Below are 15,678 nucleotides of genomic sequence, written 5' to 3' on the forward strand. Positions count from 1 at the left end.
CGCCTGGAGGCGGCGCCCGCATCTCTCACAGCCTCTCGATGATCGTGACGTTGGCCTGGCCGCCGCCCTCGCACATCGTCTGCAGGCCGTACCGGCCGCCCGTGCGCTCCAGCTCGTGCAGCAGCTTCGTCATGAGGATCGCGCCCGTGCCGCCCAGCGGGTGGCCGAGGGCGATGGCGCCGCCGTTCGGGTTGACCCGGGACGGGTCGGCGTCGAGCTCCTTCATCCAGGCCAGCGGCACCGGCGCGAACGCCTCGTTGATCTCCACGACGTCGATCTGGTCGATCGTCATGCCGGCCTTCCGCAGCGCGCGCTGCGTCGCGGGGATCGGCGCGGTCAGCATGTAGACCGGGTCGTCGCCCATGAGCGCGAGCTGGTGGATGCGGGCCCGCGGGGTGAGCCCGTGGTCCCTGACCGCCTGCTCGGAGGCGATCAGCAGCGCGCCAGAGCCGTCGGAGATCTGCGAGGACGTGGCCGCGGTGATCTGCCCGCCCTCCTTCAGCGTCTTCAGCGCGGCCATCTTCTCGAGCGTGGTGTCCGGCCGCGGGCCCTCGTCGTCCTCGACGCCGTTGATCGGCGCGATCTGGTCCCTGAAGTAGCCGTTCGCGATGGCCTTGCCCGCCCGCTGGTGGGACTCGAACGCGTACTGCTCCAGGACGTCGCGGGACAGGCCCCACTTCTCGCACATCAGCTCCGCGCCGCGGAACTGGGAGATCTCCTGCTTGCCGTACCGCTCGACCCACTTCTCCCCGAACGGGAACGGCATGCCCAGGTCGAGGGCGGCCTTGATGGAGGAGCCCATGGGCACGACACTCATCGACTCGACGCCCGCCGCCACCACGAGGTCCTGCGTGCCGGACAGGACGCCCTGCGCGGCGAAGTGGATCGACTGCTGCGACGAGCCGCACTGCCGGTCGATCGTGACGCCGGCCGTCGTCTCGGGCAGACCCGCCGACAACCAGGCGTTACGGGCGATGTCCATGCTTTGGGGGCCGAACTGCATGACGCACCCCATGATGACGTCCTCGACGGCCGAGGGGTCGACGCCGGTGCGCTCGATCAACGCCTTGAGCGTGTGAGCGGCCAGGTCAGTGGGGTGGACGGTGGAAAGGCCGCCCTTCTTCTTGCCGACGGGCGTGCGGACCGCCCCGACGATGTACGCCTCTGCCACGGTACCTCCTGGAAACCGAGCATTATTCGGTTACTACTGGCAGCGTACAACAGAACAGCGTTCTGGTGTCTGGTCGCGGTTACGCCTCGTCCTCTGCGGACGTGGCGGCGTCCTCCGGCGCCACGAGGTCCTCTGCGGCGTCGACCCGGAACCGCCAGCGGTCGACGGCGATGCCGTTCAGCGCCTCGGCCAGCTGCAGCGCGAGCGCCCCCAGCTTCACCGGCTCGGCGCCGCGCAGCTCGATCGCGGTCAGCTCGCCGGCGAAGGGCAGCAGCTCCTGCACGGCCGGCGGCTGACCCTTCTGCGGCACCAGCGCCGCCCTGATGTCGCCCGCCGTGAAGACGAAGTCCTCCCCCTCCTCCAGCAGCGGAGCCAGTTCCTCGGCGGTGGGCCGTACCGGGACGATCACCGCGGGGCCGGTCGCGCCCTCGTCGTCGGCGGGATCGCTCACCACGCCCCGGCACACCGCGAGCCCGCCGAGCCGGAAGGCCAGCCCCTCCGCCAGGTGCCGGTCGAAGAAGTCGACCGGCAGCGGGCCCTCGGCGACCACCCGCACCGCCCACACCTGCTCCAGCGCGCCGCCCGCCAGGTCGGCCTCCGCCTCGACCGGCGCGCACACCCGTACGTCGCCGGCCACGACGTCGCCGCCCTCACTCCTGGCCGACGGATCGGCGAGGCGGACCAGACGCAGCACCTCACCGTGCTCAGGTTTGGCGGGCAGTGCCGCCGTGGGGCCAGTACGCAGTCTCCGCTTCGCCATCCAGCCCATGTCCGCCTCCGTGATCAGCTTCGATAGGAGCTCGTCATCGTCGCGTACACGATGACGTTGTCCGTGTAGTGCCCGGTCGAATGGTTGTACGCACCACCGCAGGTGATGAGGTGCAGCTGCGCGTTCTCCTGCTGCCCGTACACCCGCTGGGTGGGGAACGTCTTCTTGTCGGCCTGCTCCACGCCCCCGACCGTGAAGACCGCGGTCGTCCGGTCCTGGCGCTTGACCTCGATGATGTCGCCGTTCTTGAGCTCGGGCAGGCGGGCGAACACCGCGGCGCGGGTCCGCGTGTCCTTGTGCCCGAGCAGCACCGCCGGCCCCGCCTCACCGGGGGTGGACATGTCGCGGTACCACCCGACCAGGTTGGGGTTGTCCGCGGGCGGCACCTCGATCGTCCCGTCACGCCGCAGGCCGACGGACTTGATCGGCGCGTTGATCCCCAGCCGCTTGATCACGATGCGGACGGGGGTCGAGGGCAGCATCGGCGGCGCCGGCTTGATCTGCGGGAGCGGCGGCGGCAGGTCGGGGTCGGCCTGGAACATCGCCTGCTTCGGCTGCCCGCTCGGCTTGGGCTGCGCCGTCAGCGCCAGGCTGTCACGGTTGCTCGCCAGGCCGTACTCCTCGGGCGAGCGCAGGACGATCAGCAGGCCGGCCACGACCGTGACGACGCCGGCGACGGCCGCCACGATGAGCACCGCCCGCAGCGCCACGCTCCCCTTGTCCTCGGGTGGCGGCACCGGGTCGACGCCGCCCCCGTACGGATAGTGCCCGGACACTGCGGCTCAGCCCCTGACGGCACGTCGCCGCATGACCAGCCCGCCCACTGCCGCGGCCGCGATCAGCGCGGTGCCGGTGAGGATGAACGTCCGCCCGTCAGGCCCGGCCATGCCGCCGGCACCGGTGTCGGCACCCGCCTTGGGAGTACGGGAGCTCCGCGTGCTGGTCGCGGACGAGGGCGTCACGGTGACGGTCGCGGTCGTGGTCAGGGTCGGCCGCGGACTCGTCGTGGTGGCAGTCGGCGTAGGCGACGGCGTGCTGTTGCCCACCGTGAGCGTGTAGGTCTTGAGGCTGGACGCGTTCTGCACGGCGCACTGGATGCTCGGGGTGTTGCCGATGTTGCCGGTGGCACTGTTCGCGCCGAAGTTCACGGCTGCCGGCTTCACGGTCGCCGTGCCGGCCGTGGTGGACGTGGTCTTGAGCTCGATGTCCTGCGTGGGCAGCGGAATGGGCTGGTTAGCGACGATCGTGCCGGTCGTGCCCTCGCCGGTCGCGGAGGTCAGATTCGTGATCCCGGTCAGCGACGCGTAGGCGAAGATCTTGGGCGAGATGGTCTGACCGGTGGCGGGCGCCTTGAGCTCCTTGCCCTGCGTGTAGACGCCCCTCCACTTTATGATCATCTGCTGGTTCACGGCGGCAGAGGTCGGCATGGTCAGCGTGACCTTGATCTCGACGTTCTGCACGTTCGTCGTCTCCGGCCCGACACACCGGTACTGCACGAGGTCCGTGAGGTTGCCGTTGCCCCCACCCGTGCCGATCGGGATCTCGAAAGCGGTCTGCTGCGGGTTGGTCTGCAGGGTGCAGGTCGTCTTGGCGTTGGTGTCCGTGCTGAGATTCAGGGTGAGGGTGCCTGGCATCACCTTGACAGGAGTTGTCGCAGTCGACAGAACCGTGCCCTGATACGTGACGCTGTCTCCGGGAACTGCCGTTTCGCCCAACTGAACCGAGTCCAAGACCTGTGGACTCGTGGCGTTCGTGAAAGTGACGCCTGTCGGAGTCATCTGCAAGGTGACCTGCACGTCGGCGTTGCCCGTGGCAGCGGTCCTCAGCGTCAAGTCGGGGATGTCGACCGTCAGCTCGAGGCTCTGGCCGACGGACACCGTGTCCGGCGCACTCAACCCCACCCTGAACTGGCCCGTGATGGCGAAGGGCCCACTCGAGCACGTGTAGATGTACTCCTTCTCCACCGCCGCAAACGCCGGCGTTGCGGTCGCGAAGATCGAGCACACGAAGACGACGAGCGTGCCCATCAATCCCAAAGCGGATGTCTTGCGGGCGCGGTGGCGCCACGCCTGGGACTTAAGCACGGGTCCTTCTCCGTTTCCAAGCAGGGTAAACAGTCGAGCCAGAATCTCAGCCGTTGGTCACAGCTAGGTAGAGATCTTACGAACTGTCCCTGGCAACTTACCGCAAACGGCCAAATCGGCCCCAAGTTCCCTTTAACCGGCCTTCTTCGACAACGTTGCGTACACCACGATGTTGTCCGTGTAGCTGTGAGCCTTCTGGTTGAACACCCCGCCGCACGTGATGAGCCGGAGCTCGGACCCGTCCGCGTTGCCGTACACGCGCTTGGTCGGGAACGCGTTCTTGCTGGCCTGCTCGATGCCGCTGACGGTGAACTCCACCACCTTGCCGTCCGACCGGTACACCTTGATCTTGTCGCCCCTGGCCAGCTCGCGCAGGCGGTCGAAGACGGCGGGGCCCTTGCGGGTGCTGACGTGCCCGTTGATGATCGACGGCCCGGCCTCACCGGGGAGCGGCGAGTACCGGTACCAGCCGGTCCGCCCCGGTGTGCTCAGCGACGGGACGCCGAGCTTGCCCTTCTTGTCCGTCGTGACCATGCCGACGGGAGCGTTCACCTTGATCTTCGGGATCGTGATCCGGACCGGCCTCGGCCGCGACTTGGCCGCCGACGTCCCGCCCCGGGCGGTCGTGCTCTTCTTGACCGTCGTGACCGGCTCGATCGGCGCAACGAGCGGGGCCGCGGGCGGCGGCGGCGGCGCGTCGAGGCGAGCCGGGGTCAGCGGCGCGTCCTTGCCGCCGGGCCCCACGGTGGGAGCGAGGACGAACGCGCCCGCGTTCTGCACGCCCACCGGGGTCGGCGTGGTCGGCGTGGGCCGCGATTCGGCCGCGAGCGGCGTCGAGCCGTCGTCCACCTGCGGCGCCAGCGACAGCAGGCTCACCATGACGATGCCGACCCCGGCGAGCGAACCGGCGATCAGCAGCCCCGGCAACGCGCGCTGCATGGGCGTCTTCTCCCCGGCCATCAGCTCGCTCCCCCCGCGTGCGCGGCGCCACGCCTGCGCATCAGCAGTCCGCCGCCGGCGGTTCCCATCACGACGACCATGCCGACGGCCATGAGCCCGTACGGCACCTCGTTCTCCTCGGGCGCCTCACCGGTGTCGACGCCGCCGCGTGGCGTCCTGGCCACCTGCGCCCGGTAGTACTTGGTCGCCGTGGGCGACGCACTCGTCGGCGTGACGCTGGCGGACGTGGACACCTGCGGGTTGACGATCACCTGCCCCAGCCCATCCTCGATCTGGTTCCCGCCACCACCCGGCGGCTGCTGCTCGTCGCCTCCCGGCGGGTTCTCCGGGTCCTCGTCCCCTCCGCCCGGCGGCTCCTCGTCGTCTGGAGGCTCCTCGCCACCCGGGTCCTCTCCGGGCGGATCCGTGGGCTCGGCCCTCTCACCGACGGTCACCACGATGGTGGGCGGGTTGTCGATCGGCTTGCAGAGAGCGCTGTGGTAGCCGGTCGGCGTCTGGGCGGTGGTGGTCGAGACCTCGAAGGCGTCCACCCACATGAAGCCCTCGCCGGACACCTTCTCGATCTTGATCGTGTGCTTGCCGTAGTTCAGGCCGGACCACTCCCACAGCGTCTTGCCGCCGTCGAGGTCGTCGTTGACGGGCACGTCGCTTTCGTCACGCGAAGGGTCGATGGTGGCGACGGGAAGGTCGTCAAGGTGGATCTTCACCTTGCTGGAGTCCTTGTCCGTCGGGCCGATGTACTTCACACCGGTGCCGACGAACGTCAGCATGGCGGTGGCGCCTTCGTTTGCGGTCTCGTGCAGGTCGTTGTGCACGTGGTTCTCAGACGCGGGAAGGTCGTCCTTCGACTCCCATCCGTTGCTGCTGTAGACGATCCGCATGTCGCTCGGGTTGTCCGCGTCGTCGCCGTCGTTCACGACGACCTCGCCATCCGGCGGAGTGAAGTCGAGCTCGATGTTCCCCGGAGTGAGGCTGATGGTGCCCGCCCGGCCGACCTGGCCCGGGTCGTTGATCATTTCCGGCAGCATGAGCGTGTCGTCCGGCTCCAGGGGGCCGTGCGAGTCGGAGACACCGCGCGGCTGCAGGATGCCCTGCCAGCTGCTGCGGTGGGTGACATTGCCCTTGGCGTGAACCTCGCCACCCTCGCCGAAATAGCCGGGCGCCTGGAGCCGCCGGGGATCGTCGGCGTAGGCGAGCTTCCAGGTGAGGTTGAGCGGATCGCCCACGGACAGGTCCGTGGCGAAGGTCAGGTTGGTGGTCAGCTTAACTGGACCGTTCCTGACGATGCTGCTGGCCCCGACCGGGTCACACAGGTAGTCGACCACGACATCGGCCGGAGCTGCCGAGGCGGGCACCTGAGGGAGGACGACCATGCCTAACGTGGCCGCAGATCCCACCGATGCGGCGATCAACGCCTTGCGCAAGCGCTTCACGGAGACTCCGATCAACCACGGACAGACCGACGGTCGATCTTAGAGTCGCAAACCCCTATAACACAGGCTGATTCGTGCATCGGCTGGCACTTGTGATGAACCCGTGTCCGCGCTCCCGGTCGCTGCACCACAGGGGGTATACCTGTCAGTAACAGAATGGAATTCTACGGCGGGAGTCGTCCCATGCAACGAGACCTCTTCGAGGAGGAGCACCACCTCTTCCGGGAGACCGTACGCGAGTTCCTGGCACGCGAGGTCGTGCCCCACCACCCGCAGTGGGAGAAGGACGGCATCGTCCCGCGCGAGGTCTGGAAGAAGGCCGGCGAGCTGGGGATGTTCGGTTTCTCGGTGCCCGAGGAGTACGGCGGTTCGGGGATCACCGACTTCCGCTACAACGCCGTCGTCGTCGAGGAGGTCATCCGGCACGGCGCCAGCGGGCTCGGCTTCTCGCTGCACAACGACATCATGGCGCCGTACCTGGTGGATCTGACCGACGACGGGCAGAAGCAGCGCTGGCTGCCGGGGTTCGCGAGCGGGGAACTGATCACGGCGATCGCCATGACGGAGCCGGGAGCCGGAAGCGACCTGCAGGGCGTCAGGACCACCGCCGTGCGCGAGGGCGACCACTACGTGCTGAACGGCCAGAAGACCTTCATCACGAACGGCATCAACGCCGACCTGGTGGTCGTCGTCGCCAGAACCGACCCCGACGCGGGCGCGCGAGGCATCACGCTGCTGGTCGTCGAACGGGGCATGGAGGGCTTCACCCGCGGACGCAACCTCGACAAGGTCGGCATGAAGGCCCAGGACACGGCCGAGCTCTTCTTCTCCGACGTACGCGTGCCGGTCGCCAACCGCCTCGGCCCCGCGGAGGGCGAGGGCTTCGTCCAGCTCATGAACAACCTGCCGCAGGAGCGCCTGTCGATCGCGGTGGCGGCGGTGGCGGCGGCCGAGGCCGTGCTGGAGCAGACCGTCGAGTACTGCAGGAACCGCCAGGCGTTCGGGCGCAGCATCGGGTCGTTCCAGAACACCCGCTTCGTCCTCGCGGAGATCGCGACGGAGACGGAGATCGCCCGCCACTACGTCGACAAGTGCGTCCGCGCGCTGAACGCCGGGCAGCTCACCGCCGTGGACGCCGCCAAGGCCAAGTGGTGGACCACCGAGCTGCAGACCAGGGCCATCGACCGCTGCCTGCAACTGCACGGCGGGTACGGCTACATGACCGAGTACCCGGTCGCGAAGGCGTGGCTGGACAGCCGCGTCCAGACCATCTACGGCGGCACCACGGAGATCATGAAAGAGATCATCGGCCGCTCGTTCGGCTTCTGAAACCGCTCGTTCGGCTTCTGAAGCCAAACGTTCGGCTTCTGGCAGACGCCCGCGCGGCGGGAGGTGTTCCACCGCATACTGGACGCGTGACTCCTCCGCTCCCTGAAAGGAAGCGGCTTCTCGCTCCCGCTTCCACGGGAGGCGACGGCCAAGCCCTGACCGATGCTCCAAGGCACGAACCCCGACTCTATCCGGTGGAGACGACGCATGCATGAGGTTCTGTCACTGCACACTCCGGCCTTGACGGCCCTCCCGCCCACGATTCCCCCGACGGCTGAAACCGCCGGTCCCCCCGGGAGCCGCTGATGGACAGCGGCCTGATCCTCCTGGTCTTCCTGGCGTTGCTGTTCGCCTGGGGCCTGAACAAAGTGCGCCGGGCGTTACGGATGAGCGCTGTCGGCTACGCGGGCGTGATGATCGTGTTCATCATCGCCATGCTGCTCCTCTGGGGTCAGACCATGCGCTGACCAGGCCTCACGCCTCCAGGATGACCCGGGCCACCAGCGCCGGATCGTCGCTCATCGGCACGTGCCCGCAGCCCTTGAGCAACTTGACCCGCTGCCCCGACCACCGCCCCGCGCGTACGGCCTGGCGGCATGGCAGCAGCCGGTCGTGCTCGCCCCACGCGATCGTGATCGGTGACTTCGGCGGCGCGGGCGGCATCAGCCCGCCGAACGACTCCAGCGTCGGGTCGAAGCCCTCCGACTCGGCGAGCGCCCGCGTGGCCGCGACGAGCTCGTCAGGCTCCAGCCGCGACGGACGCGCCACCAGCAGCCCGGCGCAGACGCCGCGCAGCAACGGGTTCGCGGCCACCGACGCCAGCTGCTCGGCCGGCATCGACCGCGCCGACGCCCGCAGCCCGCGCAGCGCCGTCTGGCAGTAGAGAAGTTCGGGACGGCTCCAGAAACCGGCCGGCGACAGCGCGACCGCCGACCGTACGACGCCGCGCGAGGCGAGTTCGAGCGCGATGTAGCCGCCCAGCGAGTTGCCCGCCACGTGCGGTTCGCGCGCGCCGATCCGTGCGCAGAACGACTCGACCGCGTCGGCCAGCGACTCGGCGGTGTAGGGCACGTGCTCCGGCAGGCCGGGCGACGCGCCGAACCCCGGCAGGTCGACCGCGATCACCGTACGCGTGGCGGCCAGCAGGTCGATCACCGGCAGCCACGCCTGCCAGTGGTGGCCGATGCCGTGCACGAGGATCAGCGGCTCGCCGGTGCCCCGCCGTTCGAAGGCCAGCTTCATGCGGCCAGTGAAACACTCACCTGCCGCGGGTGGGAATCTCGAACCAGACGGCTTTGCCTTCCCTGGTAGGACGCGAGCCCCAGCGACGGGCAAGCTGGTCGACCAGGTAAAGGCCGCGCCCGCCCTCGTCGTTCTCGCCCGCGCTGCGGATGCGGGGCAGGCGGAGGTCCTGGTCGAACACCTCGACCCAGACCGACTCGTCTCCCCTGCGCAGCCTGAGCGTGAACTCCTTGTCGCTGACGACGACCTCCTCCTCGAAGCCCGGGATGTCCCAGGTCTCCTCGAACGGCAGCGGCGGCCCGTCGATCGACAGCTCGCGACGCGGCACTCCCGCGCTCGCGGCGTGCAGCACGACGTTGGTGACGACCTCGGAGACCAGCAGGCAGGCGAGTTCGGCGCGTTCCTCGGGGACGTTCCAGCCGGAGAACGCCTCGGCCGCCATGCGGCGCGCCTCGCTCACCATGATCGGCTGAGCCGGGAACGTACGCTCCTCCATGTCGAGGTCGACGTCGCTGGAGCGGACCACGAGGATCGCCATGTCGTCGTCGATCTCGCCGGGCACCGCCACGGTGGCGGCGTCGGCGATGCGCTCGACCTCGGCGTCGGACATCATGGCCAGCTTCTCGCAGAGCACGCCGAGCGTCTCGGCGTCGCTCGGCATCCGGCCGTCGCGCCCCGGACGCCGGTCGACCAGGCCGTCGGTGTAGAGCAGCAGCGCGGCGCCGGGCGGCAGCGTACGGGTCTCCTCCTTGTAGACCAGGTCGGCGTGCAGGCCCTTGGCGTGTACCCCGAGCGGCTGGCCGACCTCCTCGATGTCGAGTTCGACACACTGGCCGTCGACGAGCAGCAGCGGCGGGGCGTGCCCGGCGTTGGCGAAGGACAGCTGCCGCGACCACGCGTCGTAGACGAGGTACTGGCAGGTGACGATGGGCGGGATGTTGACCTCGCCGCCGGCGTCGTCGTGCTCGGGCGTGGCGATGATGCGGGTCCACTCGTCGAGCCTGGCCAGGATGTCGGCGGGCGACTTGTCGTCCTGGGCGAAGGCCCGCAGAGCCGCCCTGAGCTGGCCCATGATGGCGGCGGCCTTGGCGCCCCTGCCCTCGACGTCGCCGATCACGATGCCGACGCGACCGGCGGACAGCGGGATGACGTCGTACCAGTCGCCGCCGACCTGGGTCTGGATGCCCTGGCCGTGCGAGGCGAGCGGGGCGGCCGGGTAGTAGCGGACGGCGATCTGCAGGCCGTCGAGCTGCGGCAACGCGCGCGGCAGCAGGTGTTTCTGGAACGACTCTGCGGTGTGCCGCTCTTCCTCGAACAGCAGCGCGTTGTCGATGGCGAGCGCGACCCGGGTGGCGATGGCGCCCACGAAGTCGCGGTCGAACGCGTCGTAGTGGGGGCTGCGCCGGTCGGTGAGGTTGGACAGGCCGAGGTACATGAGGCCGAGCGTCTCGCCGCGCACGAGCAGCGGCGCCACGATGGCCGACGTCATGCCGATCTCGCCGCACAGCCGGGCGGCGTCCTCGCCGGGCGAGGGATAGCGGGAGTCGCTGAAGTTCTCGACCAGGATGGTCTCCTGGCGGCGCAGCGCGATGGCGGCGTAATGACCCTGGGGGTAGACGATCTCCGCCCCCACCGGCTTCCACGTGCCGGAGGGCGGTGTCCAGCCCTGGACGTGCTGCGAGACCCGGCGGATCAGCCGGTCGCCCTCGGCCAGCTCGATGAAGCAGTGGTCGGCGAACTGGGGGACGAGCATCTCGGCGACGCGCTTGAGCGTCTCTTCGAAGTAGAGCGAGCCTGCCAGCCGCTCTCCGATGCGCTCGAGCAGGCCGAAGCGGTCCTTCTCGCGTTCGTTGCTGCGCAGCGCCTCACGGGCGGTGATCACGATGCCGGTCACGGCGCCGGACGCGTGACGCAGCGGGACGGCCTGCGCGCGGACGTAGACGATGGTGCCGTCGTCGCGGCGGACGTCGAACGTGCCCTCCCACACGCCGCCCTTCAGTACGTGCTTCGCGAGCTCCACCGCCAGCGGGTGATCGCGCTCCAGGATGCCCTGGGACAGGGTGGAGGATTCGCGTGCGGACGAGCCGCCCTCACGGCCGAACAGCTTCTCGGCGAAGGGGTTCCAGTAAAGGACGTTGCTGAACCGGTCGGTGACGACCACGGCCATCTCGGCGTGGTCGAGCACGGAGCCGGCAGCAAGATGATCAGCAGCTTCCTGGGACAGGTCCCCCCAATGCTTCATCCGGAGACCACTCCTCGGGGTGGCGTGTCTGCACAGCGGACCACGGGCGCTCCTGCAACGGTCTTGGCCAGGGGGAAGTGGAGGGCCTCCCGGAAGGGATTCAACCAAGCAGCTGCGGGCGTGTCAGCGTTTGGAGACGAAGACGTGCGCGGCGACATCGCGCGGAAGCTCCGCGAGAGTGTCTCCAGCGTCACCGTCACCTGTCACCCGCACACCGTCGTCGCTCGCCGCGAGCGTCACCTCGCGTCCGGGTTGTATCCCAACTTGCTTGAGTTTAAGCATCACAGCGGGATCGCTTTGCACTTGTTCGCTAATTCGACGCACGACCACCGGGGTGTCCCGCGGTCCGGCCAGGTCGGACATCGATTCGAGCGCGTCGTCACCGCTCTCGGCCGGCTCCTGGGCCCCCAACTCGGCGAGCCCGGGGATGGGGTTGCCGTGCGGGCAGGCAGTGGGGTTGTCGAGCAGCGTCACCAGGCGCGCCTCGACCGAGTCGGACATGACGTGCTCCCAGCGGCACGCCTCGATGTGCACCTCTTCCCACGGCAGGCCGATCACCTGGGTGAGCAGACATTCGGCGAGGCGGTGCTTGCGCATCACGCGGGTGGCGAGCGTGCGGCCCAGCTCGGTCATCGACAGGTGCCGGTCGCCCTCGACGCGGACGAGGCCGTCGCGCTCCATGCGGGCCACGGTCTGGCTCACGGTGGGGCCGCTCTGCTGGAGGCGTTCGGCGATGCGGGCGCGAAGGGGGACGATGCCCTCCTCCTCGAGCTCGTAAATCGTGCGGAGGTACATCTCCGTTGTGTCGATCAGGCCGTGTGCGGTCAAGACAGTCCTCCCAACTGAAATGTTACGCGGTCGTAGCGGGGACTGGGCCCGTCCGCTGCGGGCACAGAAGTCACACGAACCCTAGTGGGAGAAACGACCGACGATGGCTAGCAGCGGCAACAACGGAGCCGCGAAGTTCCTTCCCGACCGGGGCGAGCCGGTGCCGCTCGGGGAGGCGCCGGCGGTGGCGACCGTCCACCCGTCGGCCGTGCTGCGCGCGCCCGACAGGGAGGCCGCGTACGAGGGCTTCCTCGCCGACCTGAGGGCGGCGGCGCGGGCGGCCTGAGCGGTCAGCCCTGGACGGCGGGCTGCGGGACGCGGAACTTGCGGAAGCCGCTCACCGACAGGCCGACGATGATCACCGTGATGGCGCAGGCGACGCCGCCGCCCACCCAGGCGCCGGTCAGCCCGAACGCCGCCGCGGTGGCGCCCGCGCGCATCTCGCCGAGGCGCGGTCCGCCGGCCACGACGACCATGAAGACGCCCTGGAGCCGTCCGCGCATCTCGTCGGGCGCGTACAGCTGCAGGATCGACTGCCGCCACACCGAGGAGATCACGTCGGCCACGCCGCCGACGGCCATGAAGGCGACCACGAGCCACAGGTCGTGGGCGAGGCCGGCGGCCGCCACCGCCACGCCCCACAGGGCGATGACGACGATGAGGGCCACTCCCTGGCGCGAGACCCGGCTGACCCAGCCGGAGAACAGCGCTCCCACCACCGAGCCGATGGCCATGGCGGCGGTCAGCCAGCCGAGCGCGGTCGGGGAGCCGCCGAAGCTCTGGTCGGTCAGCTCGGGGAAGAGGGCCCGCGGCAGGGCGAACACCATCGCGATGATGTCCACGACGAACGACATCAGCAGCACCGGGCTCCTGGAAATGAACGTGAGCCCCTCCCACACGGCTCTGGCACCCGGACGGGTCACTTCGCCCAGCGGCGGCAGTGAGGGCAGTTTGAGGGCCGCGTAGAGGCTGGCGGTGAACAGGACGGCGTCCACCATGTACGCGGCCGCGAAGCCGCCGCCCGCGAGCGCCACCGCGCCGATCATCGGGCCCGCCACCGCGCCGATGCTGTAGACGAGCGAGTTGAGGGCGTTGGCGGCGGGCACGAGCTCCCGCTCGACGAGCCGCGGGATGATCGCGCCCCTGGTGGGGCCGGTGATCGCGAAGCCGGTGGAGTTGACGGCGACCGCGGCGAAGATCAGCCAGACGTTCTCCATGCCGATCGCGGCCTGGCCGAGGATGAACAGCGTGGCGGCCCAGGCGATCAGCGAGCCGACGATGAGCAGCTTGCGCCGGTCGACGGCGTCGGCGACCGCGCCGCCCCACAGGCCGAACACGATGAGCGGGATCAGGTTGGCCATGCCGAGCAGGCCGACGTAGAAGGAGGAGTGGGTCAGCTCCCAGACCTGCTGCCCGACGGCCACGACGGTGACGCCGACGCCGACGTGCGAGACCGCCTGTCCGAGCCAGATGCGCCTGAACGCGGGCACGCCCAGCGGCCGGGTGTCTATCACATGTCGTTTGACCAGGTCACCGAATGCCACTCGCAGAACATTAAGGGGCGAGTCTCTCCAGAACCCACCCGGGTCGGGTGCGACGGTAGCGGAGCCTGTCGTGCATGCGGTCGAGCTGGCCCTGCCAGAACTCCATCTCGGTCGGCGTGACCCGGAACCCGCCCCAGAAGTCGGGCACCGGCGGATCTTCCGGCCACCGGGCGGCGAGCTCCTCGTAGCGGGCGTCCAGTTCCTCCCTGGACCGTACGACGGCCGACTGCCGCGAGGCCCAAGCGCCGATCCGGGAGCCGTAGGGACGGGAGTTGAAGTACTCGGCCGACTCCTCGTGGGAGATGCGCGCGACCGTGCCCTCGACGCGCACCTGGCGGCGGATCGGGTGCCACGGGAACAGCAGGGACGCCCGCGGGTTCTCGGTGAGGTCGCGGCCCTTGCGCGACTCGTAGTTGGTGTAGAAGACGAAGCCGCGCTCGTCGTAGCCCTTCAGTAGCACCGTCCGTGCGCTGGGCCGGCCTCCGGCGGAGGCTGTGGCGAGAATCATGGCGTTGGGCTCGGGCAGTCCGGCATCGAGCGCGTCCTGGAACCAGACGGCGAATTGCGCGACGGGGTCGGGCGCGAGATCCGCTTCGAGCAGCGGCTCGCCTTCGTACGTACGGCGAAGCTCCGCCAACGTGGGCGGGCGCGGGGTGGCATCCACGAGACGGTATTCTTGCGCGCTTGTGTGGAGATCCCATACACCTCCCCTACCAGGGGTTTCGTCCCAACGGCGGGTCCGAAGGCGGAGCACCGCCTGGTACGGGGTTAAATTGACCCGCCGGTATCTCGACATCAAGGCATCACATTGCCGAAACATGGCAAGAAAGGGAGGCGGCCGAGTATGTCCGACTTCAAACCCGGACTCGAAGGCGTCGTAGCTTTCGAGACCGAGATCGCAGAACCGGACAAAGAAGGGGGCGCCCTTCGATACCGGGGCGTCGACATCGAAGAGCTGGTCGGCCGTGTCCCGTTCGGGCACGTTTGGGGCCTGCTGGTCGACAACACGTTCCAGCCGGGTCTACCCCCGGCGGAGCCGTACCCCATCCCTGTCCACTCGGGTGACATCCGCGTAGACGTCCAGAGCGCGCTCGCCATGCTCGCTCCGGCCTACGGGTTCAAGCCCCTGCTCGACATCAGTGACGACGAGGCCCGCGACCAGCTCGCGCGCGCGTCGGTGATGGCTCTTTCCTTCGTGGCCCAGTCGGCCCGCGGGCTCGGTCTGCCGATGGTGCCCGAGAGCCGCGTCGACGAGGCCAAGACCATCGTCGAGCGTTTCATGGTCCGCTGGCGCGGTGAGCCTGACCCCAAGCACGTCAAGGCCATCGACGCCTACTGGACCTCCGCGGCTGAGCACGGCATGAACGCCTCCACGTTCACCGCCCGCGTCATCGCCTCCACGGGCGCCGACGTGGCCGCCGCGCTCTCCGGCGCCGTCGGCGCCATGTCGGGCCCGCTGCACGGTGGCGCCCCGGCCCGCGTGCTCCACATGATCGAAGGCGTCGAGCAGCTCGGCGACGCCAAGAAGTACGTCCAGGGCGAGCTCGACAAGGGCAACCGTCTCATGGGCTTCGGCCACCGTGTCTACCGTGCCGAGGACCCGCGCGCCCGTGTGCTGCGGCGTACCGCCAAGGAACTCGACGCTCCGCGTTACGAGGTCGCGGCGGCGCTGGAGCAGGCCGCGCTCGAGGAGCTGCACGCCCGCAAGCCCGACCGTGTGCTCGCCACCAACGTGGAGTACTGGGCGGCTGTGGTGCTCGACTTCGCCGAAGTCCCCTCTCACATGTTCACCTCGATGTTCACCTGCGCGCGTACGGCCGGTTGGGCCGCGCACATCCTTGAGCAGAAGCGCACGGGCCGGCTGGTCCGCCCGAGCGCCAACTACATCGGCCCGGCCTCTCGCCCCCTGAGCGAGGTCCCGGGCGCCGACGAGGTCGTCGGCGCGTACTGATCGCCTTCTCCCCCGCGACGGCTACCGCGAGCGTTCCCCACGCCTGCGGTAGCCGTTCGTTTTTGCCCCTTTTCGAGGTGTTTGACACCTGGTCGAGGGATCTCAGGATCCGGACCGCTTAACAG

Annotated in this window: 15 protein-coding genes; 4 read left to right on the forward strand and 11 right to left on the reverse strand. The window is 69.3% G+C overall.

The features are described 5' to 3' along the window. Positions 1-25 precede the first annotated feature (25 nt). From BLR04_RS21940 to BLR04_RS21970, 6 genes are all read right to left on the reverse strand, one after another. Complete coding sequence (locus tag BLR04_RS21940) at positions 26-1,171, reverse strand: acetyl-CoA C-acetyltransferase (RefSeq protein WP_090768429.1); 1,146 nt, start codon at positions 1,169-1,171, stop codon at positions 26-28. A 79-nt stretch (positions 1,172-1,250) separates the two neighbouring features. Next, a complete protein-coding gene (locus BLR04_RS21945) occupies positions 1,251-1,940 on the reverse strand; it encodes a hypothetical protein (protein WP_090768432.1) in 690 nt (229 codons plus the stop codon). Between the two features lie 14 nt (positions 1,941-1,954). Next, positions 1,955-2,716 carry a class F sortase gene (locus BLR04_RS21950; RefSeq protein ID WP_090768436.1) on the reverse strand — a complete coding sequence of 254 codons (762 nt, stop codon included), beginning with the start codon at positions 2,714-2,716 and terminating at the stop codon, positions 1,955-1,957. A 6-nt stretch (positions 2,717-2,722) separates the two neighbouring features. Next, on the reverse strand, positions 2,723-4,024 hold the full coding sequence (locus tag BLR04_RS21955) for a hypothetical protein (protein WP_143022137.1): 1,302 nt from the start codon (positions 4,022-4,024) through the stop codon (positions 2,723-2,725). A 132-nt stretch (positions 4,025-4,156) separates the two neighbouring features. Beyond that, entirely contained in the window at positions 4,157-4,984 is an 828-nt protein-coding gene (locus BLR04_RS21965; RefSeq protein ID WP_090768445.1) for a class F sortase, read from the reverse strand. Then, positions 4,984-6,357 (reverse strand): hypothetical protein, encoded by a 1,374-nt coding sequence (locus BLR04_RS21970; RefSeq protein WP_090768447.1) that lies wholly within the window; start codon positions 6,355-6,357, stop codon positions 4,984-4,986. Before BLR04_RS21970 ends, BLR04_RS21965 begins: the two co-directional genes overlap by 1 nt. A 243-nt stretch (positions 6,358-6,600) precedes the next feature. Between BLR04_RS21970 and BLR04_RS21975 the strand changes: the two genes are divergently transcribed. Both BLR04_RS21975 and BLR04_RS40810 read left to right on the forward strand, forming a co-directional pair. Beyond that, a complete protein-coding gene (locus BLR04_RS21975) occupies positions 6,601-7,746 on the forward strand; it encodes an acyl-CoA dehydrogenase family protein (RefSeq protein ID WP_090768450.1) in 1,146 nt (381 codons plus the stop codon). A 305-nt stretch (positions 7,747-8,051) separates the two neighbouring features. Then, a complete protein-coding gene (locus tag BLR04_RS40810; protein ID WP_176903219.1) occupies positions 8,052-8,213 on the forward strand; it encodes a hypothetical protein in 162 nt (53 codons plus the stop codon). Positions 8,214-8,220: 7 nt separating this feature from the next. Here BLR04_RS40810 and BLR04_RS21980 read toward each other — a convergent pair whose 3' ends face one another. The 3 genes from BLR04_RS21980 to BLR04_RS21990 all read right to left on the reverse strand — a co-directional run bounded on the left by BLR04_RS21980 (position 8,221) and on the right by BLR04_RS21990 (position 12,058). After that, a complete protein-coding gene (locus tag BLR04_RS21980; RefSeq protein ID WP_090768453.1) occupies positions 8,221-8,988 on the reverse strand; it encodes an alpha/beta fold hydrolase in 768 nt (255 codons plus the stop codon). A gap of 16 nt (positions 8,989-9,004) precedes the next feature. Continuing rightward, entirely contained in the window at positions 9,005-11,230 is a 2,226-nt protein-coding gene (locus BLR04_RS21985; protein ID WP_090768455.1) for an ATP-binding SpoIIE family protein phosphatase, read from the reverse strand. Positions 11,231-11,353: 123 nt separating this feature from the next. After that, positions 11,354-12,058: an iron-dependent transcriptional repressor DtxR gene (locus BLR04_RS21990; RefSeq protein ID WP_090768458.1), complete on the reverse strand. Its 705-nt coding sequence runs from the start codon at positions 12,056-12,058 to the stop codon at positions 11,354-11,356. Positions 12,059-12,161: 103 nt separating this feature from the next. Here BLR04_RS21990 and BLR04_RS41880 point away from each other — a divergent pair, with 103 nt between their 5' ends. After that, complete coding sequence (locus BLR04_RS41880; RefSeq protein ID WP_090768461.1) at positions 12,162-12,344, forward strand: hypothetical protein; 183 nt, start codon at positions 12,162-12,164, stop codon at positions 12,342-12,344. A gap of 4 nt (positions 12,345-12,348) precedes the next feature. On the opposite strand, the gene BLR04_RS22000 is transcribed toward BLR04_RS41880, so the two are convergent. Together BLR04_RS22000 and pdxH are read right to left on the reverse strand one after the other, a co-directional pair. Continuing rightward, a complete protein-coding gene (locus BLR04_RS22000) occupies positions 12,349-13,602 on the reverse strand; it encodes an MFS transporter (protein WP_245740409.1) in 1,254 nt (417 codons plus the stop codon). 10 nt (positions 13,603-13,612) lie between these two features. Beyond that, positions 13,613-14,266, reverse strand: a complete 654-nt coding sequence (pdxH, locus tag BLR04_RS22005; protein WP_176903220.1) for a pyridoxamine 5'-phosphate oxidase — start codon at positions 14,264-14,266, stop codon at positions 13,613-13,615. A 180-nt stretch (positions 14,267-14,446) separates the two neighbouring features. Here pdxH and BLR04_RS22010 point away from each other — a divergent pair, with 180 nt between their 5' ends. Beyond that, complete coding sequence (locus BLR04_RS22010) at positions 14,447-15,553, forward strand: citrate synthase 2 (protein WP_090768464.1); 1,107 nt, start codon at positions 14,447-14,449, stop codon at positions 15,551-15,553. The last annotated feature ends 125 nt before the right edge of the window (positions 15,554-15,678 follow it).

Source organism: Nonomuraea maritima (assembly GCF_900100395.1).
Lineage (GTDB): Bacteria > Actinomycetota > Actinomycetes > Streptosporangiales > Streptosporangiaceae > Nonomuraea > Nonomuraea maritima.

What these genes read in the sequence shown, in the direction of transcription:
- BLR04_RS21945 (WP_090768432.1), bottom strand. Translation starts at nt 1,940, where the DNA reads ATGGGCTGGATGGCGAAGCGGAGACTGCGTACTGGCCCCACGGCGGCA.
- BLR04_RS21965 (WP_090768445.1), bottom strand. Translation starts at nt 4,984, where the DNA reads ATGGCCGGGGAGAAGACGCCCATGCAGCGCGCGTTGCCGGGGCTGCTG.
- BLR04_RS21970 (WP_090768447.1), bottom strand. Translation starts at nt 6,357, where the DNA reads ATGGTCGTCCTCCCTCAGGTGCCCGCCTCGGCAGCTCCGGCCGATGTC.
- BLR04_RS21975 (WP_090768450.1), top strand. Translation starts at nt 6,601, where the DNA reads ATGCAACGAGACCTCTTCGAGGAGGAGCACCACCTCTTCCGGGAGACC.
- BLR04_RS40810 (WP_176903219.1), top strand. Translation starts at nt 8,052, where the DNA reads ATGGACAGCGGCCTGATCCTCCTGGTCTTCCTGGCGTTGCTGTTCGCC.
- BLR04_RS21980 (WP_090768453.1), bottom strand. Translation starts at nt 8,988, where the DNA reads ATGAAGCTGGCCTTCGAACGGCGGGGCACCGGCGAGCCGCTGATCCTC.
- BLR04_RS21985 (WP_090768455.1), bottom strand. Translation starts at nt 11,230, where the DNA reads ATGAAGCATTGGGGGGACCTGTCCCAGGAAGCTGCTGATCATCTTGCT.
- BLR04_RS41880 (WP_090768461.1), top strand. Translation starts at nt 12,162, where the DNA reads ATGGCTAGCAGCGGCAACAACGGAGCCGCGAAGTTCCTTCCCGACCGG.
- BLR04_RS22010 (WP_090768464.1), top strand. Translation starts at nt 14,447, where the DNA reads ATGTCCGACTTCAAACCCGGACTCGAAGGCGTCGTAGCTTTCGAGACC.